The organism is Bradyrhizobium sp. WBAH42 (assembly GCF_024585265.1).
In the GTDB taxonomy this organism is placed as follows: Bacteria; Pseudomonadota; Alphaproteobacteria; order Rhizobiales; family Xanthobacteraceae; genus Bradyrhizobium.
Genome location: NZ_CP036533.1, coordinates 366,797 through 388,330, shown reverse-complemented (window position 1 = coordinate 388,330; position 21,534 = coordinate 366,797). Strand labels below are relative to the sequence as shown.

Annotated in this window: 19 protein-coding genes; 11 read left to right on the top strand and 8 right to left on the bottom strand. The window is 65.3% G+C overall.

All coding sequences use genetic code 11. From position 1 onward, the window contains the following. The first annotated feature begins 20 nt into the window (after nucleotides 1-20). From DCG74_RS01880 to DCG74_RS01870, 3 genes are all read left to right on the top strand, one after another. Nucleotides 21-1,025 carry an ABC transporter substrate-binding protein gene (locus DCG74_RS01880; protein ID WP_172786611.1) on the top strand — a complete coding sequence of 335 codons (1,005 nt, stop codon included), beginning with the start codon at nucleotides 21-23 and terminating at the stop codon, nucleotides 1,023-1,025. 286 nt (nucleotides 1,026-1,311) lie between these two features. Beyond that, nucleotides 1,312-2,085 carry an ABC transporter ATP-binding protein gene (locus DCG74_RS01875; protein ID WP_172786612.1) on the top strand — a complete coding sequence of 258 codons (774 nt, stop codon included), beginning with the start codon at nucleotides 1,312-1,314 and terminating at the stop codon, nucleotides 2,083-2,085. After that, nucleotides 2,078-2,902 carry an ABC transporter permease gene (locus DCG74_RS01870; RefSeq protein ID WP_172786613.1) on the top strand — a complete coding sequence of 275 codons (825 nt, stop codon included), beginning with the start codon at nucleotides 2,078-2,080 and terminating at the stop codon, nucleotides 2,900-2,902. The genes DCG74_RS01875 and DCG74_RS01870 overlap by 8 nt, the downstream gene beginning before the upstream one ends. A gap of 240 nt (nucleotides 2,903-3,142) precedes the next feature. On the opposite strand, the gene gtdA is transcribed toward DCG74_RS01870, so the two are convergent. Then, nucleotides 3,143-4,183, bottom strand: coding sequence for a gentisate 1,2-dioxygenase (gene gtdA, locus DCG74_RS01865; protein WP_172786614.1), 1,041 nt, complete (start codon nucleotides 4,181-4,183; stop codon nucleotides 3,143-3,145). Between the two features lie 206 nt (nucleotides 4,184-4,389). Between gtdA and maiA the strand changes: the two genes are divergently transcribed. Together maiA and DCG74_RS01855 are read left to right on the top strand one after the other, a co-directional pair. Then, on the top strand, nucleotides 4,390-5,022 hold the full coding sequence (gene maiA, locus DCG74_RS01860; protein WP_172786615.1) for a maleylacetoacetate isomerase: 633 nt from the start codon (nucleotides 4,390-4,392) through the stop codon (nucleotides 5,020-5,022). Further along, nucleotides 5,012-5,524 (top strand): MarR family winged helix-turn-helix transcriptional regulator, encoded by a 513-nt coding sequence (locus DCG74_RS01855; protein ID WP_172786616.1) that lies wholly within the window; start codon nucleotides 5,012-5,014, stop codon nucleotides 5,522-5,524. Before maiA ends, DCG74_RS01855 begins: the two co-directional genes overlap by 11 nt. A 153-nt stretch (nucleotides 5,525-5,677) precedes the next feature. On the opposite strand, the gene DCG74_RS01850 is transcribed toward DCG74_RS01855, so the two are convergent. From DCG74_RS01850 to DCG74_RS01830, 5 genes are all read right to left on the bottom strand, one after another. Then, nucleotides 5,678-7,291: a benzoate-CoA ligase family protein gene (locus tag DCG74_RS01850; RefSeq protein ID WP_172786617.1), complete on the bottom strand. Its 1,614-nt coding sequence runs from the start codon at nucleotides 7,289-7,291 to the stop codon at nucleotides 5,678-5,680. Next, on the bottom strand, nucleotides 7,288-8,451 hold the full coding sequence (locus DCG74_RS01845; RefSeq protein ID WP_172786618.1) for an FAD-dependent monooxygenase: 1,164 nt from the start codon (nucleotides 8,449-8,451) through the stop codon (nucleotides 7,288-7,290). The genes DCG74_RS01850 and DCG74_RS01845 overlap by 4 nt, the downstream gene beginning before the upstream one ends. Before the next feature lie 189 nt (nucleotides 8,452-8,640). Further along, nucleotides 8,641-8,856, bottom strand: coding sequence for a hypothetical protein (locus DCG74_RS01840; RefSeq protein WP_172786619.1), 216 nt, complete (start codon nucleotides 8,854-8,856; stop codon nucleotides 8,641-8,643). A 113-nt stretch (nucleotides 8,857-8,969) separates the two neighbouring features. Continuing rightward, nucleotides 8,970-9,767: a hypothetical protein gene (locus DCG74_RS01835; RefSeq protein ID WP_172786620.1), complete on the bottom strand. Its 798-nt coding sequence runs from the start codon at nucleotides 9,765-9,767 to the stop codon at nucleotides 8,970-8,972. Between the two features lie 148 nt (nucleotides 9,768-9,915). Continuing rightward, complete coding sequence (locus DCG74_RS01830) at nucleotides 9,916-10,923, bottom strand: NADP-dependent oxidoreductase (protein WP_172786621.1); 1,008 nt, start codon at nucleotides 10,921-10,923, stop codon at nucleotides 9,916-9,918. Nucleotides 10,924-11,134: 211 nt separating this feature from the next. Between DCG74_RS01830 and DCG74_RS01825 the strand changes: the two genes are divergently transcribed. Together DCG74_RS01825 and DCG74_RS01820 are read left to right on the top strand one after the other, a co-directional pair. Continuing rightward, nucleotides 11,135-12,433 carry a dicarboxylate/amino acid:cation symporter gene (locus tag DCG74_RS01825; RefSeq protein WP_172786622.1) on the top strand — a complete coding sequence of 433 codons (1,299 nt, stop codon included), beginning with the start codon at nucleotides 11,135-11,137 and terminating at the stop codon, nucleotides 12,431-12,433. 9 nt (nucleotides 12,434-12,442) lie between these two features. After that, nucleotides 12,443-13,384, top strand: a complete 942-nt coding sequence (locus tag DCG74_RS01820; RefSeq protein WP_172786623.1) for an amino acid ABC transporter substrate-binding protein — start codon at nucleotides 12,443-12,445, stop codon at nucleotides 13,382-13,384. A gap of 176 nt (nucleotides 13,385-13,560) precedes the next feature. Here DCG74_RS01820 and DCG74_RS01815 read toward each other — a convergent pair whose 3' ends face one another. Beyond that, nucleotides 13,561-14,361, bottom strand: a complete 801-nt coding sequence (locus tag DCG74_RS01815) for a RimK family alpha-L-glutamate ligase (protein ID WP_172786624.1) — start codon at nucleotides 14,359-14,361, stop codon at nucleotides 13,561-13,563. A gap of 373 nt (nucleotides 14,362-14,734) precedes the next feature. Between DCG74_RS01815 and DCG74_RS01810 the strand changes: the two genes are divergently transcribed. The 3 genes from DCG74_RS01810 (at nucleotide 14,735) to DCG74_RS01800 (ending at nucleotide 17,846) form a co-directional block, all read left to right on the top strand. Then, nucleotides 14,735-15,508, top strand: a complete 774-nt coding sequence (locus DCG74_RS01810; RefSeq protein WP_172786625.1) for a ferredoxin--NADP reductase — start codon at nucleotides 14,735-14,737, stop codon at nucleotides 15,506-15,508. A 375-nt stretch (nucleotides 15,509-15,883) separates the two neighbouring features. After that, on the top strand, nucleotides 15,884-17,509 hold the full coding sequence (locus DCG74_RS01805) for an FMN-binding glutamate synthase family protein (RefSeq protein WP_172786755.1): 1,626 nt from the start codon (nucleotides 15,884-15,886) through the stop codon (nucleotides 17,507-17,509). 97 nt (nucleotides 17,510-17,606) lie between these two features. Beyond that, nucleotides 17,607-17,846: a PilZ domain-containing protein gene (locus DCG74_RS01800; protein WP_172786626.1), complete on the top strand. Its 240-nt coding sequence runs from the start codon at nucleotides 17,607-17,609 to the stop codon at nucleotides 17,844-17,846. Nucleotides 17,847-17,853: 7 nt separating this feature from the next. Here the strand turns inward: DCG74_RS01800 and DCG74_RS01795 are convergent, their stop codons facing one another. Next, nucleotides 17,854-19,149 (bottom strand): hemolysin family protein, encoded by a 1,296-nt coding sequence (locus DCG74_RS01795; RefSeq protein ID WP_172786627.1) that lies wholly within the window; start codon nucleotides 19,147-19,149, stop codon nucleotides 17,854-17,856. Nucleotides 19,150-19,385: 236 nt separating this feature from the next. On the opposite strand from DCG74_RS01795, the gene DCG74_RS01790 reads away from it, so the two are divergent. After that, a complete protein-coding gene (locus DCG74_RS01790; RefSeq protein WP_172786628.1) occupies nucleotides 19,386-21,461 on the top strand; it encodes a methyl-accepting chemotaxis protein in 2,076 nt (691 codons plus the stop codon). Nucleotides 21,462-21,534 lie beyond the last annotated feature (73 nt).

Here is a 21,534-nt window from a genome sequence, read left to right as displayed (position 1 = left end):
GACAAAGCGGAGGAAACGGGATGATCGGGATTGCGCGGCTCGCGGTAGCGGGCCTGATGGCGATCATGGCAATGGGCACGGCGCGGGCCGAGGATGCGCTGAAAGCCAAGATCGGCGTGCTCCGCCTGTCTTCGTCGGCGCCGGTCTTCATCGCGCTGGACAAGGGCTATTTCCGTGAGGCCGGCCTGGATATCGAGCTGAAGTTCTTCGACGCAGCGCAGCCGATTGCGGTCGCCACCACCTCGGGCGACGTCGATTTCGGCGTCACCGCCTTCACCGCCGGGCTCTACAATCTCGCCGGCAAGGGAGTGCTGAAGGTGATCGGCGGCATGAGCCGCGAGAAGCCCGGCTACCCCTTGATCGGCTATTTCGCCAGCAACAACGCCTATGCGAGCGGCCTGAAGACACCGAAGGACCTCGCCGGCAAGCGCGTGGCGATGACGCAGGTCGGATCGAGCTTCCACTATTCGCTCGGCCTGCTCGCCGACAAATACGGCTTCAAGCTGGCGGACGTGAAGATCGTGCCGCTGCAATCGCTGTCGAATGCCGCCGCCGCGCTCAAGGGCGAGACCGTCGATGCCGCCTTGCTCCCGATCTCGACCGCGCGAAAGCTGATGGACGAGGGTGGCGCGAAATTTTTGGGCTGGGTCGGCGACGAGACGCCGTGGCAGCTGGGCGCGGTATTCGCGTCGCCGAAGACGCTGGCCAACAAGGCGCTGGTGACGAAATTCCTCGGCGTGCTCGCGAAAGCCGACCGCGAATATCACGACGTCATCCTCGCCGCGATGAAGGACGGTGTCGCCCCGATCAACGACAAGACCAGGCCGCTCCTGGAGATCATCGCCAAGTACACCAACCTGCCGGTCGAACAGGTGGTCGGCAACTGCGCCTATATCGACCCCGAGGGCAAGCTCGACGTCAAGAACGTCGACAACCAGATCAAATGGCTGCAGGAGCAGGGCTTTGCCGACAAGGGCTTTGATGCGGATGCGATCATTGTGAAGGAATTCGTGAAGGCGGATTGATGCTGATGGTGCAGTCTCTCGCGGCGGACGATCTGCCACCCTCCCCTGGAGGGGGAGGGTCGATCGCGCCGGCGATGCGCAGCATCGTCCGGAGCGAGCGGGGTGGGGTGAGCCACGGCGGCGGTCTGTCCGTCGTTTGCTCAAACTCTTCGCGGGAAGTTCGAGAGCAAGCGCTGTCAGTATCCTTGCGGATGGACCGTCACCCCACCCCGGTTTGCATTTCGCTTCGCTGCATGCAAACCGACCCTCCCCCTCCAGGGGAGGGTGAAGAAAGCGGGCTCATCGCATGGACCTGATCGCCAACCACATCACCCATCGCTTCGGCGATCTCGCCGTGCTCGACGACGTCTCTTTCACCGTCGGTGCCGGCGAGGTGGTGGCGATCGTGGGGCCCTCCGGCTGCGGCAAGAGCACGCTGCTGTCGATCCTCGGCGGGCTGTTGCAGCCGACCTCCGGCGCGCCGGAGCTGCGCGGCGCGCCGCCGGCGGATAGTCTCAATCCGCTGACCTTCGTGTTCCAGGACTTTGCGCTGCTGCCCTGGGCCACGGTCGAGGAAAACGTCGAATTCCCGCTGCTGCACACCCAGCTCTCGGCCGCGCAGCGCCGCGCCCTGGTGGAGGATGCGCTGCGCCGCACCGGCCTCACCGATTTTCGCCAGACCTATCCCAAGCAGCTCTCCGGCGGCATGCGCCAGCGCGTCGGCATCTCGCGCGCGCTTGCGGTGAGGCCCGCGATCCTCTTGATGGACGAGCCGCTGTCAGCGCTGGATTCGCAGACCCGCGAGCTCTTGATGGAGGATTTCATCCGCCTGCTTGCCGATGGCGGCATGGGCGCGGTCTACGTCACCCACAATCTCGAAGAGGCGGCGCGGCTCGCCGACCGCATCGTGGTGCTGTCGCGGCGGCCCGGCCGCATCCGCGAGGTCGTCACCGTGCCGATGACGCGCGCGGCGCGCGGCGAAGCGGCGGCGCGCGAAAAACTGCTGGCGCTGCAGAATCAGATCTGGTCGCTGATCCGCAACGAGGCGATCGATGCCGAGCGCGAGGTCCAGCATGCTTGACCGCGCGGCAACGGACACGACGGCCAAGAACGAACCGACGCGGCGCGTCCGCTTTCGTGGTGCGGGCTTCGTGCCTGCGTCGAGCCGGTTTGGCGGCTGGATCGCGCTCGGCCTCGTCATCGCGATCTGGCAAGCCGCCGGCAGCGCCGGCCTCGTCAATGCGCTGTTTCTGCCGACCCCCTCTGCGATTGTCCGCGCGATCTATCAGCTCGCGGTCTCCGGCGCACTGTGGCAGCATGTTTCGGCCTCGCTGCTGCGGATCGGCGTCGGCTGGCTCGTGGGAACGGCGGCCGGCGTCGCCGTCGGCTTCGCCATCGGCCTGTCGCGCCTCGCGCGCAGCGTCGGCATCACCTTCATCTCGGCGCTGTTCCCGATCCCGAAGATCGCGCTGCTGCCGCTGCTCATTCTCTGGCTCGGCATCGGCGAGGAGCCGAAGATCGCGACGATTGCGCTCGGGGTGTTCTTCTCGACCGCGATCTCGGTCTATAGCGGCGTCGATGCCGTGCCACGCAACCTGATCCGCATGGCGCAGAGCTTCAACGTCCCCTTCGCCACCATCGTGCGCAAGGTGATCTGGCCGGGCGCGCTGCCGGCGATCCTCGCCGGCTTCCGCATCACCGCCTCCGTCGCGCTGCTGCTCGTCGTCAGCGCCGAGATGATCGGCGCCCAATACGGCATCGGCGCCTTCGTGCTGCAGGCCGGCAATCTGATGCAGACCGATCAGCTGCTCGCGGGCGTCGTGATCCTGTCGGTGTTCGGCCTCGCAGTGGGCAAGGTGATCGGCTGGCTGGAGACGCGGCTGTTGCACTGGCGGTAGCGGCATTCACCGCTGCAGTAGGGTGGGCAAAGCGAAGCGTGCCCACGATTCCTTCACGCGTCGCGAAGACGTGGGCACGGCGCGTTGCGCCTTTGCCCACCCTACGAGACTGTTGAACTGGAGGTAGCCAACCGTCATTGCGAGGAGCTTTTGCGACGAAGCAATCCAGATTCTCTCCGCGGAGGGATTCTGGATTGCTTCGCTTCGCTCGCAATGACGATGTGGTTGGCAGTGCGACCGTCACGCGTTCCCGCGATCTTCCCGAAACAGATCCAGCTTCTGCTGCACCGGCCGGTCCGAGAAGCTGAACAGCACGGCGTCCTCATCCGCCTCGTGCGTGACCCAGTGCCAGCTCGGCACCACGAACAGATCGCGCGGCCCCCATTCGAACACGGTATCGCCGATGCGGCTGCGGCCGCGGCCCTCGATCGGGCAGAACACCGTTGCGTCCGTCGAACGATAGCGCGCGGTGCCAAAACCCTTCGGCAGCAGCTGGATGAAGGTGCCGATGGTCGGCATGGCGAAATCGCCGGTCTCGGGGTTGCTGAATTTCAGCTTGAGGCCGTGGCAGGCGTCCCATTCCTGGCTCGTCCTGGCCTTCTCCAGCGCCTCGCGCGTGTAGGCATAGGGATAGCTGAAGATGGGTGAGGTCTTCGAGCTCCGCTTCACATCGACGGGCAAGAGGTTGTGGCCATAGCGGGCAAAGCTGTCGCCCGGGGGCTTCGTGATCTTCTGCTGATCTTCCATCGAGCCTTCGGCAAAGGAGCAGTCGAAAAACTGCACCAGCGGGATGTCGAGGCCGTCGAGCCAGAACATCGGCTGATCGGTCTCGTTGGAATGATCGTGCCAGGTCATCGAAGGCGTGATGATGAAGTCGCCCGGCTCCATCGCGGTGCGCTCGCCGTCGACCGCGGTGTGGGCGCCTTTTCCTTCGAGCACGAAGCGCAGCGCCGACTGGCTGTGGCGATGGGCGGGCGCGACGTCGCCGGGCACCACCATCTGCACGCCGGCATAGAGCGAGGTCGTGATCTTGGATTGCCCGCGCAGTCCCGGGTTCTCCAGCACCAGCACGCGCCGCTCGGCCTCTTTGGCGGTGATGAGCTTGCCGGCCTCGGTCATGTAGTCGCGGATGACGTCGAACTTCCAGAGGTGCGGCCGGCAGGCGCTCTTCGGCTCTGGCGTGATCAGGTCACTCATCACCGTCCACAGCGCGGTGAGGTTTTCGCCGTCGATCTTCTTGTAGAACGCCTCGCGTTCCGGCGTCTTGGTCACGGCTTCCATGGTTGCGGCTCCCGATCGTTTTGTTGATTGACAGTATACTGAGGATCTAGGTAGCGTCAACTTGACGAACGACACACAAGATCGTGTCATTCCGGGGCGCGCCGCAAGGCGCGAGCCCGGAATCCATACTCCCGATCGTGGTTATGGATTCCGGGCTCGACGCTGGCGCGTCGCCCCGGAATGACAGAAAATGAGGGAGGCTCTCCATGAAGCTGCACGGCTATTTCCGCTCCAGCGCCGCTTACCGCGTGCGGATCGCGCTGAACCTCAAGGGGCTCGGCGCCGAGCATCTGCCGCATCATTTGCGCAAGGGCGAGCAATGCGCACCCTCTTATCTCGCCATCAATCCGCAGGGCCTGGTGCCGGCGCTGGAGGACGATGCGGGTGGCGTGCTGACGCAATCGGTGGCGATCATCGAATGGCTCGACGAGACCCATCCCAATCCGCCACTGCTGCCGAAGGATCCGCTGCGCCGCGCCAAGGTGCGCGCCTTCGCGCTGGCGATCGCCTGCGACACCCATCCGGTGCAGAACCTGAAAGTGCTGGCGCGGCTGCGCGAGCTCGGCCTGCCCGAGGAGAAGGTCCAGGACTGGGCCGCCTGGGTCAATCGCGAGGGCCTGTCGGCCTGCGAGACGCTGATCAAGGCCGAGCCGGGTCCGTTCTGCTTCGGCGATGCGCCGACGCTGGCCGATCTCTGCCTCGTGCCGCAGCTCGGCAATGCGCGCCGCTTCGGCGTCGACGTCTCCGCCTATCCGCGCCTGCTCCAGGCCGAGGCTGCCGCCAAGGCGCTGGCGGCGTTTGCCGATGCCGCACCGGAGAAGCAGCCCGATGCCGAGTAAGCCGCCCCCTCCGATCACGATCGACGCGGTCTATGCCGCGCCGGGCTATCTGTTCCGGCGCATGCAGCAGATCGCGGTCTCGATCTTCATGGAGGAGTGCAAGGCGTTCGACCTCACTCCGGTGCAATATGCGGCGCTGGTCGCAATCCACACCCATCCCGGCATCGATGCGACGCGGCTGTCGGCGGTGATCGCCTTCGACCGCTCGACGCTCGGCAGCGTGATCGAACGTCTCCAGGCCAAGGCCTATATCGAGCGCAGGCCGGCACCCGAGGACAAGCGGATCAAGCTGCTCTATCTGACCAAGTCGGGCGCTGCGATCCTGCGCGAGATCATTCCCGCCGTGGAGCGTGCGCAGGAGCGGATGCTGGAGCCTCTCAAGCCCGCCGACCGCAAGGCGCTGATGAGCCTGCTGGCGCAGCTGGTCGATCTCAACAACGAAGCATCACGAGTGCCGCTGCGCGCGGAGGACGCGCTGGAACATCTTGGGAAGGCGGGGTGAGGGGGCGCCCCGGCCCAGCCCAGCGCGCGATCTCGTAGGGTGGGCAAAGGCGCGCTTGCGCCGTGCCCACGATTTCTCTCCTATTTTGCAATGGTGGGCACGCTTCGCTTTGCCCACCCTACCGATTGCGGTGAGTGTGGCAACGCCGTCGCCTCACATCCTCAGCAACGCCTGCCGATCGATCTTCCCCGTGCCGGTCTTCGGCAGCTCGTCGATGAAAATCACCTCTCGCGGATATTTGTACGGCAGCAGCTTGCCCTTCACATAGTCCTGCAGCCTGCGCGTCGCATCACTCTGGTTCACCGCGCGGTTGTTCATCACCACCACCGCCTTCAGCGTCATGCGACGGTCCGGCAGCTCGGCGGCGAACACGGCGCATTCGCGGATGTCGGGGTGATCGGCGAGGCACAGCTCGACCTCGAGCGGATAGACCCACTGGCCGGAGATCTTGATGAGATCGTCGGCGCGGCCGCGGAAGAAGTGGAAGCCGTCGGCATCCCGCACGAAGCGGTCGCCGGTGTAGATCCAGCCGCCCTCGCGAATGGTCTCCGCGGACTTGTCAGGCCGGTTCCAGTACAGCGGCGTGTTGGAATCGCCGCGGACCCAGAGAATCCCTTCCTCGTTGTCGCCGACGTCGCGGCCGTCCTTGTCGCGCAGCGCGACCTCGTAGCCGGGGACGCGCAGGCCCGCGGCGCCGAGCTTCTTCTGCTCGGGCTGGTTGGAGAGATAGATGTGCAGCACCTCGGTCGAACCGAGGCCTTCGACGATTTCGAGCCCCGTGAGCGTCTTCCAGCCGTTGAAGACCTCGGCCGAGAGCACCTCGGCGGCGGAGAGCGCCATGCGCAGCGACGAGAAATCCGTCTTGTCCGCCCCTTCGGCCTTGGTCAGCGCGGTGTACAGCGTCGGCAGGCCGAAGAAGACCGTCGGCTTGTATTGCTCGATCGCCGCGAAGATCGACGTCGGCTTCGGCTGCCCCGGCAGCAGCAGCGTTGCGGCGCCGGCCGAGAACGGGAAGGTGACGGAATTGCCGAAGCCGTAGGCGAAGAAGATCTTCGGCACCGAGAAGCAGATGTCATCAGGCGTCAGCTTCAGCACGTTCCGCGCAAAGGCGGCTTCGCTATAGGCCATGTCGTGCTGCAGGTGCACGATGCCCTTGGGCCGTCCGGTCGAGCCGGAGGAGTACATCCAGAACGCCATTTCGTCGCGCTGCGTTGCCGCTTCCGCCAGCTCAGCAGGGAATTGCGCGAGCCAGCTCGCCGCCGCGAGCGCCCGCGGCGCCGCGTGCTCGCCGGCCGCGCCATTGGCGACGATCAGCGTATGCAGCTTCGTCTCCTTGCAAGCCTCCGCATCGAAGCGCGCCGCGAACTCGGCATCCACCACCGCGACAGTCGCGCCGGAATCGGCGAGATAGAATTGCAGGAGGTCCGGCGGCGTCAGCGTGTTGATCAGCAGCGGCACGAAGCCGGCGCGCACCGCGCCGAAGAAGGCGGCGGGGTAGGCCGGCGTGTCGTCGAGAAACAACAGCACGCGGTCGCCGCGCGCAAGGCCAAGCGAGGCGAGACCGTTGCCCCAGCGGCAGGCCTCCGCGCAGAGCTCGGCGTAAGTGCGCGTGCCTGCAGGGCCCAGGAGCGCGAGCTTGTCGCCGCGGCCCTTGCCGAGATTGTCGAACAGCACGCGGCTGGCATTGTAAGTGTCAGGAACGGCAAAGCCGATCTCGCGCGCCCCCTCGCTGTCCGCCGGCACCTGGTCACGGATGTCATGGCTCATGCCGCATCTCCGCCGTTGTCTCCGCCGCGGTCTCCGCCGTTCTTGGCCGCCTCGTAGCGGGTCATGAAGGCCGGCGACATTGCGCGCAGCCGGGAATCGTCGATGCGGCCGGAGCGGGTGATATAGCTGTAGGCGAAGTCCATCAGGGGAAGCTTCATGTGCTCGGCGAAATGTTCGTACCAGAATGCACTGGTGCGCGCGGCGTTGACGAGCTTCTGCACGATGGGCTTGCGCGCGGCCTGATAGCGATGCAGCGCGGTCGCAAGATGCGCATCCGATTCCAGCGCCTTGACGAGGGCGATGGCGTCCTCGATCGCGAGCCGCGTGCCCGAGCCGATCGAGAAATGCGCGGAATGCAGGGCATCGCCGAGCAGCACCATGTTCTTGAACGACCAGTGCTCGTTCCAGACCCAGGGAAAATTGCGCCAGACCGATTTGTTGGAGACGAGGCAATGGCCGCCGAGCGTGTCGGCGAACACCTCCTCGCAGACGCCCTTGGACTGCTCGACGTCCTTGTAGGCGAAACCATAGGCCTGCCAGGTGGCGTGATCGCATTCGACCAGGAAGGTGCTCATGGTCGGCGAATAGCGGTAGTGATGGGCGTTGAAGGCGCCGCGCTCGGTCTTGACGAAGGTCTGCGACAGCGTGTCGAAGCGTTTCGAGGTGCCGTACCAGACGAATTTGTTGGATGAGTAGGACAGCGAGGTGCCGAAATCGCCCTCATAGGCGCGCCGCACCAGCGAGTTCAGCCCGTCGGCGGCGACGATCAGATCGTGGCCGTTGAGCTGGTCGATCGCCTGGATCTGCGTGTCGAAGCGCGGGGTGACGCCGACATCGAACGCGCGCTGCTGCAGGAACTTGAGCAGCTCCAGCCGGCCGATCGAGGAGAAGCCGACGCCGTCGATGGCGACGCTGTCGCCATGCAGGTTCAGCGTGATGTTCTCCCAGCTCTCCATGTGCGGGGCGATCGCATCGACCGTCTCGGGGTCGTCGGTGCGCAGGAACTCCAGCGCCTGTTCGGAGAACACGACGCCAAAGCCCCAGGTCGCGTCGGCCGGGTTCTGTTCGAACAGGTCGACCTGATCCTCGGGGTGACGCTTCTTCCAGAGATAGGCGAAGTAGAGCCCACCGGGCCCCCCGCCAATCACGGCGATCCGCAACGTCTGCCTCCCTAATTGACAGTATACTTACTATCTAGGGGTAGACTAATGTGCTCCGGCGTCCAGCGCCAGCGGAATTATCGCCAGTGCGTGGCACGCCATATCCCGTTATCCGGACGCGCGTTTTGCGGATCCGAAACCGTCAGGCGCGAATCATAGCCAACCCGGGGCGGATTGGCCACCGGGGGGTCAGACGCAGCGCTTCACATAGACCCCGTTCACCAGAACCCTGGTGCAGCGGACCACCGGCACGGGCTTGCGGACGACCACGGCCGCATTGGGGCCGGCGCAGCCGGCGCGAACCACGCCGCGGGCGCACACCACCGCATTGGCGTCAGTGGCCTCGAAGGTCATGGTGGCGGCGAACGCGAAGAGCGCAGAAGCAACGAGCAGCAATGAACGCATGTTGTCCTCCCGGGGCTTGTCTTGATCGAAGCTGCGTCTGAAGAAAGCATCGATGTCAGCGTGCGCGCATCCGATCGCGTACGCCGCAATTCATCTTTCGTGCTGCGTCCGCCTTATCTGGCGGCGAAAGGCGCGAGCACCTCCTTGCAGGCCGGCGAGAGCGATGCCGCCCGGGTGGAAATGCATTGGATGATCCGGCCGCCGCCGGGCGCCACGCCGGCGCAGAGGGTGCGGATGTCGGCGCCGCAGGCCGACCGCGCGATGAACAGCTCTTCGCGCGGCAGCAAGGGCCGCAGCACGATGACGGCAGGTGCCGCGGCAGGCGCTGCCGCTGCGGCCGGTGCAGCACCGGACGCAGGCGGGGTCGCTCCGCCACCGAAAGCCGCATTGATGGCTTTGGCGCAGCCCGCCGACACCTTCGCCTTGTTCTTCTCCAGGCATTCGACCGCGGGCGCGCCGCCCGGCGGCACGCTGGCGCAGACCTTGGGGTAATCGCCGCGGCAGGCGCCCTTGATCGCGGACACCTGCGCGGGGCTCGGCTGCTTTGCTGCCGCTGCCGGCTTGGCTGCGGGCTCGGCGGCGGGCGCCGCTTCCGTCTTTGCGGGCTCAGACTTGGCCGGTTCAGATTTGGCGGGCGCCGCTTCGGTCTTCGGCGCGGCGGCCTGCTCGACCGCGCGAACGGCAGCCTGGCACCCCGACGACAGGCTCGACATGTTCTTGGCGAGGCATTGAACCGCCTCCACTCCGCCGGGCGTCACGCTTGAGCAATGCGCCATGTAGTCGGAGCGGCATGCGGACCGGATGGCGTTCTTCTCGGCCTCGGTCTGCGCGAACGCTCCTGTTGCACTTGCGAAGAGTGCCGTCGCCAGCAACGCGGTGCGCGCCGATGCATGTTTCAACGTGTTGAACATTTGCATGAATTCCTGCCCGGTCGGGAATGCCGACTATTTTTGAAAAGATATGCAAGCGCAATCGTCGCGAGGGTCAGCTCGCGAGCGGCATCTTTGGCCGCTTTGGCCTCTACCGCAAGTGGATAATGTCGCCGCAATCGCGACGCGACTAGGTCGTCAGTCTCACCATGCGCTTGCCGCGGTTCTCGCCTGCGAGCAAACCGATCAACGCTTTCGGCGTGTTCTCGAGGCCGTCGATGATGTCCTCCTGCACTTTGAGCTTGCCGGATTTCACCCAGGACTGGAGATCGGCGAGCGCGCGCTGGCTGTCCTTCATGTAGTCCATCACGATGAAGCCCTGCATCACGAGCCGCTTCACCACGATCAGCCCGGGAACGCCGCGCGGGCCATGCGCGGCGGGCGCGCCGTCATATTGCGAGATCGCACCGCAGCAGGCGATGCGGCCGTAATTGTTCATTTGCGGCAGGCAGGCTTCCAGAATGTCGCCGCCGACATTGTCGAAATAGACGTCGATGCCCTTGGGCGCAGCCGCGCGCAACGCCTTGAACACCGCGCCGTCCTTGTAATCGACGGCGGCATCGAAACCGAGCTCGGAGGTCAGCCAGCGGCACTTGTCGACGCCGCCGGCGATGCCGATGACGCGGCAGCCCTTGATCTTGGCGATCTGTCCGACGATCGAGCCGACCGATCCCGCGGCCGCCGAGACCACGACCGTCTCGCCCTCCTTGGGTTTGCCGACCTCCAGCAGGCCGAAATAGGCGGTGAGGCCGGCGATGCCGAACACGCTGAGCAGATGCGTCATCGGCTCGAGCTTCGGCATCTTGGTCAGATGCTTCGCCGGCACCGCGGCAAATTCCTGCCAGCCGGTGTCGCCGAACACGATGTCACCGGGCGCAAGCCCTGGCGCTTTTGAGCTGACGACTTCGGCGATGGCGCCGCCGGCCATCACGCTGTTGGCCTCGACGGCCGAACGATAGGTCGCGCCGTGCATCCAGGCGCGGTTGGCTGCGTCGAGCGAGATGTAGCGCACGCGCAGCAAGGCCTCGCCGTCCTTCGGTTCCGGCATCGCGCCCTCGATCATCTTGAAATGCTCGGGGGCGAGCTTGCCGCTGGGCTTTTCCACCAGCAGAATCTGGCGATTGATGTTGCCGCTCATGGCGTTTCCCTCTTCATTTGTTTGACGATTATTGGTGCAGCCGCCGCAAGGAAAACGTGCAAGCCGCATGTGTTGTGCGCTGCACGAAGGCTAGATCGCGCGCTGGCGTTGCGCAACGGGAACATCGCGCCCTGGCGCGTGCACGCAAAGCGTGTTGCGTCGCTGTCATATCTGCGACACTATGAAGCGCCGGTGTACGTGGGGGTAAGCGATGTCCAACAGGTTCACGCAATACATTCTGGCCGCGATGGTGCTGGGCATCGTCATGGGCTCGGCGATCTACAACTTCCTGCCGGACACGCGCGCCGACTGGGCCTCCTCCATCAACCTGATCGCCATGATGTTCCTGCGCCTGATCAAGATGATCATCGCGCCCCTGGTGTTCGCGACCCTGGTCGGCGGCATCGCCCATATGGGCTCGGGCTCCAAGCTCGGCCGCATCTTCGCCAAGACGATGGGCTGGTTCGTCAGCGCATCCTTCGTCTCGTTGCTGCTCGGCCTGATCATGGTCAATCTGCTGCAGCCCGGCGCCAACTTCCCCGGCACGCTGCCGCAGGCGGGTCAATCGACCGGCCTGCCGGTCTCGGCCTTCTCCATCGAGAAATTCCTCACCCATCTGATTCCGACCTCGATCGCCGATGCGATGGCGCAGAACGAGATTCTGCAGATCGTGATCTTCGCCGTGTTCTTTTCGGTGGCGATGGGCTCCATGCCCGAACGCTCAAAGCCGATCCTCGCCATGATCGACGACGTCGGCCACATCATGCTGAAGGTGACCGCCTACGTCATGCTGTTCGCGCCGCTCGCGGTGTGGGCGGCGATCACCGCAACGGTGGCCAAGAACGGTCTCGCCGTGTTGTGGAAGCTCATTGTGTTCATGGGCGGCTTCTATCTCTCGCTGGCGATCCTGTGGACCATCCTGGTCATCGTCGGCTTCATCGTGATCGGTCCGCGCTACAGCCATCTCTTGAAGCTGGTCCGCGAGCCGTTGATGATCGCGTTCTCGACCGCGAGCTCGGAGGCGGCCTATCCGAAGACGCTCGAGGCGCTCAACCGCTTCGGCGCCTCGTCGCGAATCTCGAGCTTCGTGCTGCCGCTCGGCTATTCCTTCAATCTCGACGGCACGATGATGTACTGCACTTTCGCGGCCGTCTTCATCGCGCAGAGCTATCATATCGACATGCCGCTCGGCACCCAGCTCGCGATGCTGGCGACACTGATGATCACTTCGAAGGGCGTCGCCGGCGTGCCGCGCGCCTCTCTGGTCGTGATCGCCTCGACCTTGGCGCAGTTCAACATTCCCGAGGCGGGCCTCCTGATGATCATGGGCATCGACACCTTCCTCGACATGGGCCGCAGCGCCACCAACGTGATCGGCAACACGCTTGCGACCTCGGTCGTGGCCAAATGGGAGGGCGAGCTCGGCCCCGAGCACGAGCTTGGCCCTGGCGACGTCGTGCCCGACGACGTGGTCCCGGGCGAGGTGCCCGCGATGGCCGGCCATGGATAGGAGCGCGCCATGGGCAGGATATTGGCGAGGCCGCTGACCTCAGGCGTCCTCTTGCTCGCCGCGTCGTTGCTCGCGGCCTCCTCGTGCGCGACGTCGGCACACGCCCAGACCGCCGGCGAAGGGCTCAGCCCGACACTGTCGGCCATCAAGTCGGCCCACACCGTGCGGCTCGGCTATCGCGAGAGCTCACCGCCGTTCTCGTTCCTCGACCAGTCGGGACGGCCGATCGGCTACAGCCTCGAACTGTGCGAAGCCATCGTCGAGGAGATCGGCGTCGAGGTCGACGATTCCAATCTCAGGATCGACTACGTCAAGGTCACCTCGGACGACCGCATCGACGCCGTGCTCCAGAACAAGATCGATCTCGAATGCGGCTCGACCACGGCCAATGCCGAGCGTGGCAAGCGCGTCGCCTTCTCCCCGCTGATGTTCGTCGCCGGCACCAAGCTGATGGTGCCGAAGGCCTCGACCGTCGCTTCGGTCACCGATCTCAAGGGCAAGACCGTGGTGGTGACCAAGGGCACCACCAACGAGCAGGCGATGCATGCGGCCGACAAGAAGTTCTCGCTCGGCCTCAACATCGTCACCTCGCCCGACCACGAGCAATCGTACCAGATGCTCGCCGACGGCAAGGCCGACGCGTTCGCGACCGACGACATCCTGCTGTTCGGCCTGATCGCGCGCCACAAGGCGCAGGACAAGTTCCGCGTCACCGGCGACTATCTGTCCTACGATCCCTACGGCATCATGTTCAGGAAGGGCGAGCCGCAACTCGCCGCCGTGGTCGAGCGCGCCTTCCGCAAGCTCGGCTCCAACCGCGACCTCGTCCCGCTCTACAACAAATGGTTCACCGCAAGGCTGCCCACAGGCGAGCGCCTGAACGTGCCGATCTCGCTGCAGCTGGAAGAGGCGTTCAAAGCCATGGACGATTCGGCGAGCGCGAATAATTAGCGCTTACTTCCCTTCTCCCCTTGTGGGAGAAGGTGGCGCGAAGCGCCGGATGAGGGGGTGCATCCGCGAGTCCTGTTGCAAGAGGCTCGCGCGCGGAAAGAGACCCCTCACCCGTCTCACCGCTACGCGGTGAGCCACCCTCTCCCACAAGGGGAGAGGGTGCAGCGTGCTTGCAGCTAAGTTTTATCAAACACCCGGTCCAGCGCCGCGTCATAGGTCGCCTGCACCAGAGCCGGATGCAGCTTGGCCAGCGCCTCCATCATCACGCCGGAATTGATCTCGAGCACCTTCCATTCGCCGCCGACACGAACCACGTCGATCGAGGCAAAGACGATGCCGATGGCGCGCGCGGCATCGATCGCGAGCTTCACGCAGGCCGCGCGGACCTCGCCGTCCTGCAGCAGCACCGGCTTTGCGCCGGCATCGAGATTGTGCCGCCAGTCCGAGCCGCGCTGCTTGCTGTAGACGACGCGGGGCGCATCATCGAGCAGCACCACGCGGACCTCCTCCTCGATCGCGACATAGGGTGAGATCACGAGCCCCGTGCTCATCGAAAAGACCTCGCCGGCCGCGTGGTCGAGCTCCGCCTCGGTCGTGACCTTGAACACCGATCGCCCCGATGTCCCCTCGTTCGGCTTCACCACAACGCCCTTCGGATTTTCGGCGAGCAGCGCCAGCATCCCCTCGCGCCAATCGGCGCCGGTGACATGCACGCCCAGCTTCGGGTTGAGGAAGAGCCGATGCGGAATGCAGGGCACCTCCGCCAGCGTCAGCGCCTCGGCGGTGGCTGATTTGTCGTTGGCGAGGCGATGGGCGATAGCGCTGTTGAGGCCGATGTCGTAGCCGAAGGCGAAGTGCCGCCGCGGCCCCCGGCGCATCGCGATGAGCCAGCCGGCGGAGCGGACATCGACCGCGATGCCCCGCGCCGCGCAATAGCGCCCGATCGCCTGAACGAAGATCCGCTCGCCGCTTGCCATGGTGTTTCGTCGTCCCTGGCGCCAAAAGCCGCAAAAATGCGGGCATCGGCGCCAAACCGGGTGAAAATCAGAGCTATTCTTAATGAAATTCCCGCGAGCGCGGCGGAAATTAAGTGCTGCAATGAAGCCCGCGAGGGAAAAGAAATTATCCTCCGCGCGCGCCAGGCAGCAGATTCCTTAATGATGTGACCAGTTCTGCCGCAAATGCCGGTTTGACCGGCATCAATTGCATCCGAAACGAGGTTGATTATTGGTCTCAATGGCGTAGATCACACACGCGAAATCCTCCGCCATGGCAAATGGTGACCGCCCCGTTTCAGGGCCGGGCAACGCTTTTGCCCTAAAACCGCAGCTATTCGGAATATCGAAAATCATGAGCGCGTTTTACCGAGAGAAGGTTCTTTCCGTCCACCACTGGACCGACACGCTGTTCAGCTTCCGCGCCACCCGCGACACCGGCTTCCGGTTCCAGAACGGCCAGTTCGCCATGATCGGCCTCGAGGTCGATGGCCGGCCGCTGCTGCGCGCCTACAGCATGGCGAGCGCCAACCACGAGGAAGAGCTCGAGTTCTTCTCGATCAAGGTGCAGGACGGTCCGCTGACCTCGCGCCTGCAGAAGATCAAGGAAGGCGACACCATCCTGGTCGGCCGCAAGGCGACCGGCACGCTGATCACCGACAATTTGCTTCCCGGCAAGCGGCTGATGCTGCTCTCGACCGGCACCGGCCTTGCGCCGTTCGCCAGCCTGATCAAGGACCCCGAGGTCTACGAGCAGTTCGAAACGATCGTGCTGGTGCATGGCTGCCGCCAGGTCTCCGAGCTCGCCTATGGCGAGAAGCTGGTTGCGACCCTGCGCGAGGATGAGCTGTTCGGCGAGCTGCTCGCAGACAAGCTCGTCTACTACCCGACCGTGACCCGCGAGCCGTTCCGGAACCGCGGCCGCATCACCGATCTGATCAGCTCCGAGCAGATCTTCAACGACATCGGGCAAGGCCCGCTGGACATCGCAACCGACCGCATCATGATGTGCGGCAGCCCGGCGATGCTCGAAGAGCTGAAGGCGATGTTCGAGAGCCGCGACTTCGTCGAAGGCAGCGGCAACAAGCCCGGCCATTTCGTGATCGAGAAGGCCTTCGTCGAGCGCTGAGCGCCACGCCATCGTGCCCCGGACGCAGCGCAGCGCCCCTTCGGCGGTCCGCTGCAGAGCCGGGGCCCATCTCTCCGCATCGCTTGGCGTTGCATTCTGGGTCCGGGGTCTGCGCTTGCGCTTGCCCGGGACACTGCTTGGTTGCGGCCGCTTGCCGCCTAACCCGTCCCTCTGCTGCACTGCAAAACCCGTCCATCCGGCTGATTGATTTGTCTCGACCGAATTCGCTAGCCTGAAACAAGGGCGGCGTCATATCCGTATGACAAGCGCGGGCGTATCGTGACGCCTTCTGCTGGCGAGAGGATCGGAAACGTGGCCGACGACACCAAGACGCATGCATCCCCGAAACGCCTGCCGCTGGCGGAGGAGGGGATCATGGAAACCCTGCTGCTGCCCTTCTCGCCGCGCTTCATCGTGCTGACGATCTGCGCGGTGGTCACCGCGCTCCTGATCGGCGTCGGCATCGCCGACCGCAAGATCTTCGACATCCTGCTGATCCCGATCCTGATCTTCGGCGCGCTGACCCTGCTCGGCGTCCGCGATCTCCTGCAGAAGAGCCACGCGGTGCTGCGCAATTATCCGATTTCCGCGCATATCCGCTTCCTGCTCGAAGAAATCCGCCCGGAGATGCGGCAATATTTCTTCGAGAGCGAGAAGGACGGCATGCCGTTCTCGCGCGACACCCGCGCGGTGGTCTATCAGCGCGCCAAGATGGAGCTCGACAAGCGCCCATTCGGCACACAGGAGGACGTCTATCGCGAGGGCTACGAGTGGATGCATCACTCGGTCTCGCCGAAGGCGCATGCCACGGAGAAATTCCGTGTCGTGATCGGTGGACCGGATTGCGCAAGGCCCTATTCGGCCTCGGTGTTCAACATCTCGGCGATGAGCTTCGGCGCGCTCAGCCCGAATGCGGTGCGGGCATTGAATGCCGGTGCCAGGCAGGGCGGCTTCGCGCACGACACCGGCGAGGGCGGCGTCAGCCCCTATCACCGCGAAATGGGCGGCGACATCATCTGGGAGATCGGCTCCGGCTATTTCGGTTGCCGTCATCTCGACGGCAGCTTCGATCCCGAAGCGTTCGCGCGCGTCGCCGGCGACGACCAGATCAAGATGGTCGAGCTCAAGATCAGCCAGGGTGCCAAGCCCGGCCATGGCGGCGTGCTGCCGGCGGCCAAGGTCTCCGAGGAGATCTCCAAGATCCGCGGCGTCGCGATGGGCGAGGATTGCATCTCGCCGGCCTCGCACCGCGCGTTCTCCACGCCTGTCGGCATGATGCAGTTCATCGCCGAGATGCGCCGCCTCTCCGGCGGCAAGCCGGCCGGCTTCAAGCTGTGCATCGGCCATCCCTGGGAGTTCCTGGCGATCTGCAAGGCGATGCTTCAGACCGGGATCTATCCGGATTTCATCGTCGTCGACGGCAATGAGGGCGGCACCGGCGCGGCGCCGCTGGAGTTCATGGATCATCTGGGCATGCCGATGCGCGAGGGCGTCAGTTTCGTCCACAATGCGCTGGTCGGCATCAATGCGCGCGACCGCATCAAGATCGGCGCCTCCGGCAAGATCGCCACCGCCTTCGACATGGCGCGGGCGATGGCGATCGGCGCCGACTATTGCAACTCGGCGCGCGGCTTCATGTTCTCGCTCGGCTGCATCCAGTCGTTGAGCTGCCACACCGATCGCTGCCCGACGGGGGTGGCGACGCAGGACCCAACGCGGGCGCGCGCGCTCTACGTGCCGCTCAAGATCGATCGCGTGCACAATTATCACCACGCCACGCTGCACTCGCTGACCGAATTGATCGCTGCGGCCGGCCTCGAACATCCGCAGCAGCTGCGGCCGATCCATTTCAGCCAACGGACGTCGACGACCCAGGTGAAGTCCTTCGCGCAGCTCTATCCGGCGCTGCGTCCGGGCGAGCTGCTCGAAGGCACGGAAGACCCGCGGTTCCGCGACGCCTGGCAGATGGCGCGCGCCGAGACGTTCCAGCCCGCGCTGTGACATTCCGGCCGCCGCTGCCGCAGGCCAGAGGCGTCAAATTGCCGAGAGCGGAGGGTGGGTTTAACCTCTGGTTCAACTTTGGGTGTAGATTTGCCCCATGGACGAGCGACGCGACAAAGCCCGACATCGCGTGCTGAAGGCCGGAACGATCGAGTTCGGCGGCGGCGCGATCGACTGCACCGTCCGCAATCTCTCCGACACCGGCGCCGCACTCGACGTCACCAGCCCCGTCGGCATTCCAGATCATTTCACCCTGTTCGTTCAGGCCGACGGCAGGCATCTGCGCTGCACCGTGGTCTGGCGCAAGGAAAAGCGGATCGGGGTGCGGTTCGGGTGAGGCGCGCTCACGCCGCCGCCTGCTCGCCCAGCCGGCTGGCCAAGATCTTGTCGATCCGCCGCCCGTCGAGATCGACCACCTCGATGTGCCAGCCGCCGAAATCGAAGGCGTCGCCGACATTGGGCAGCATGCTGAACTGTTGCAGCACGAGGCCTGCGACTGTGTTGTAGCGATGCGGCGGCAGCTCGATGCCGAGCAGCTCGCCGAACTCGTCGACCGGCATCCAGCCGGAGATCAGCAGCGAATCGTCGTCGCGCCGGATGAAGGCCGGCTCGGGCGGTCCTTCCTCGGAATGAAAGGCGCCGACGATCGACTCGAGGATGTCGGCGGCCGTCACCATGCCTTCGAACGCGCCGTATTCGTCGTAGACGAGCCCGACGTGAACGGGCGCCGCTTTCAGGATGGTCAGCACGTCGCGCGCATCTGCCGACACCGGGATGCCGGGCGCCTCGCGCACGAGCGCGCGCAAGTCCGGGTTGCGTTCGTTCATGTAGGCGACCAGCAGGTCCTTGGCCTGGAGCACGCCGATCGGCTTGTCGCGGTCGCCGTCGGAGACGGGAAAGCGCGAATGCGGGCTCTTGGCGATGATCTCCTGGACGGCGGCGGGATCGTCGTTCAGGTCGATCTCGTCGACCTCGGTGCGCGGCGTCATGACCGCGCCGACCGGCCGGTCGCCGAGCCGCATCACGCCGGCGATCATCTCCTTCTCGCCGGGCTCGAGCACGCCGGCGCTCTCGGCCTCGCTGACGAGGTGATGGATCTCGTCCTCCGAGACCTTCTCCTCGGCCTTGCCGCCGCGGCCGAGCAGCGCGAGGATCAGCTTGCCGGAGATGTCGAGCAGAAAGACCAGCGGCAGCGATATTTTCGCAAGCGCGTGCATCGCCGGCGCGACCCGCACCGCGATGCTTTCGGGGTCGCGCAGCGCCACCTGCTTCGGCACCAGCTCGCCGACGATCAGGGTGGCGTAGGTGATGAGAGTGACCACGATGCCGACGCCGACGATCTCGGCAATGCCGGGGGCCAGACCGAACTCGAGCAGCCATTGCGTCAGCCGCTGCCCGAGCGTGGCGCCGGAGAACGCGCCGGAGAGCACGCCGACCAGCGTGATGCCGATCTGCACCGTGGACAGGAACTTGCCGGGATCGGCCGCCAGCGTCAGCGCCCGTTCGGCGCCGCGCACGCCCTTGGCCGCGAGCAGCGACAGCCGTGCCGGACGGGACGAGACCACGGCCAGCTCGGACATCGAGAGCAGGCCGTTGATGACGATCAGGACGACGACGATGACGAGTTCGAGCGAAAGCATTGACGTTCCGGAGGTAAGCAAGTGTGACCGGGGCCGGCGCAAGCCATTGATATAGGTATTCGGTGCGGAAGTGCTGGCGATTCTGCGCATTCGTCGGGCAAAGGGAACCGGACAGCGTGCCAAGGGGTCCCGCGATGACCCGCCACCCCGCGGAACTACGGACCGTTGCTTAACGAGCCCTTAGTGGCCGGCGGCTAGTTTTCGCGCTTGCAGAAATAATATTCGGAGACCTGAGGATGCGGATCGGGAAGCTTTTCGCGCTGTCGATGCTGACGGTGACGGTGTTTGCAGTCATTCTCGGCGCCGAGGTGCTTATACCGCAGACGCGCATCTTCACGAACCGCTCCGACGCGATCAAGACGGTGGAAGCGTTCGGTGCGATGCTAATAGTGAGCCAGCACGTCGCTGGCCTTCGTGCGCCCTACATCACCCCCATCTTCCAGGAAGGCGCGGCAACGCAGGCGCAGACCGAAGCTGCCGGGAAGGCGGCGAAAGCGGCCGATGCCGGATTCGAGGCCGCAAGACGCGCGCTCATGGCGGTCGATGACGGCGCCGCGATGATCGAAATCCTGGATCGCGCCGCCCGTCGGCTCAAGGACGTTTACACGGCGGCCGATCGCGCAATGAGCGTTCCCCTTGCGGCGCGCGACAGCGCTGTGGTCAAGGGCTTCCTGCCTGCCGTTGCCGAGGTTATCAGCAACATCGAGCCCATCATGAACCGGCTCGAAGGACAGGTCGTCAATGCCGATTCCTCGCTCGCCGCGCTCTTGAGCCTGGCGCGAACGGCGCAGGATCTGCGCGTTTCGGCCGGCAGCCGCGCGGCCACATTGTCGCCGGCGCTGTCCGCACGCCGCCCCCTGGCGGCGGCCGAATTCGCGCTGATGGATCGCATGCAGGGACGCGTCGAAGCCGACCGTGAGCGCATCGAAGCCGGTATGGAGCAGCTCGGCAATCCGCCCCGGATCGCCACGACGCTGAAGGCCGCGACGGAATCCTATTTTGGAAAAGCAGCCTCGGTCGTGGAGAAGGAGATGCCTGCGGCGAAGAGCGACGGCAAGTACGGCATCACCGCCGACGAGCTGGCGAAGGTCATCGTCCCGGCCATCCAGATGTTCTACGGCGTGCGCGATGCTGCGCTGGCGGAAGCCGCCGAGCGTGCCTCGGCCGCGCGCGACGGCGCGCTGGCGATGCTCGCGCTCGCCGGAATCGCCGTGCTGGCCCTGCTCGGCACGCTCGGTGGCGTGACCATCATGCTGCGCAGGCGCGTGGTGACGCCGCTCGGGCGGATCGCCGACGTGATCGGAGCGCTCGCCGTAGGACAGCACGAGGTCGAGATTCCCGCGACGGGCCGCAGCGACGAGATCGGCCAGGTCGCCGGCTCGCTCCAGCATTTCAAGGATTCGCTGCTCGCCAAGAAGTCCGCCGACGAGGCGGCCGCGACCGAAGCGGAAGCGAAGCTGAAGCGCAGCCAGCGCATGGATCAGGTCGCGCGTGAGTTCGAAGCCATGATCGGCGACGTCATCAACACCGTCTCGTCGGCATCCTCCGAGCTGGAAGCCTCCGCGGGAACGCTGACGAGCTCGGCTGAGCAATCGGAAAAGGTCACGGCGACCGTCGCTGCCGCCTCCGAGCAGGCCTCCACCAACGTGCAGACCGTTGCCGCCGCGGCCGAGGAGATGGCCTCGTCGGTCGACGAGATCAGCCGCCAGGTTCAGGACTCCGCGCGCATCGCCGGCGAGGCCGTGCAGCAGGCGGGGCGGACCAACGAGCATGTCGGCGAGCTCGCCAGGGCCGCAGGCCGGATCGGCGACGTCGTCGAGCTCATCAGCCAGATCGCGGGCCAGACCAATCTTCTGGCGCTCAATGCCACCATCGAGGCGGCGCGCGCCGGCGAGGCCGGTCGCGGCTTTGCCGTCGTCGCCTCCGAGGTCAAGGCGCTGGCCGAGCAGACCGCCAAGGCCACCGGCGAGATCAGCCAGCAGATCGCAGGGATCCAGGCCGCCACCGAAGACTCCGTCGGCGCCATCAAGTCGATCGGCGACACCATCTCCCGCATGTCCGAGATCGCGTCCGCAATCGCCGCAGCGGTCGAGGAGCAGGGCGCGGCGACGCGCGAGATCTCACGCAACGTGCAGCAGGCCGCGCGCGGCACCCAGCAGGTCTCGGCCAGCATCGTCGACGTGCAGCGCGGCGCGAGCCAAACCGGATCGGCCTCCTCCAACGTGCTCGCATCGGCAAGGTCGCTCTCGGGCGAAAGCAGCCGGCTCAAGACCGAGGTCGGAAAATTCCTCGACGCGATCCGCGCGGCGTAACGAGGTCATTGTGCAAAGAGGCCGCTTCACCTAGACTTGCATCCCGGGGATGTCGCAGCCTCCCCGTGAAGTG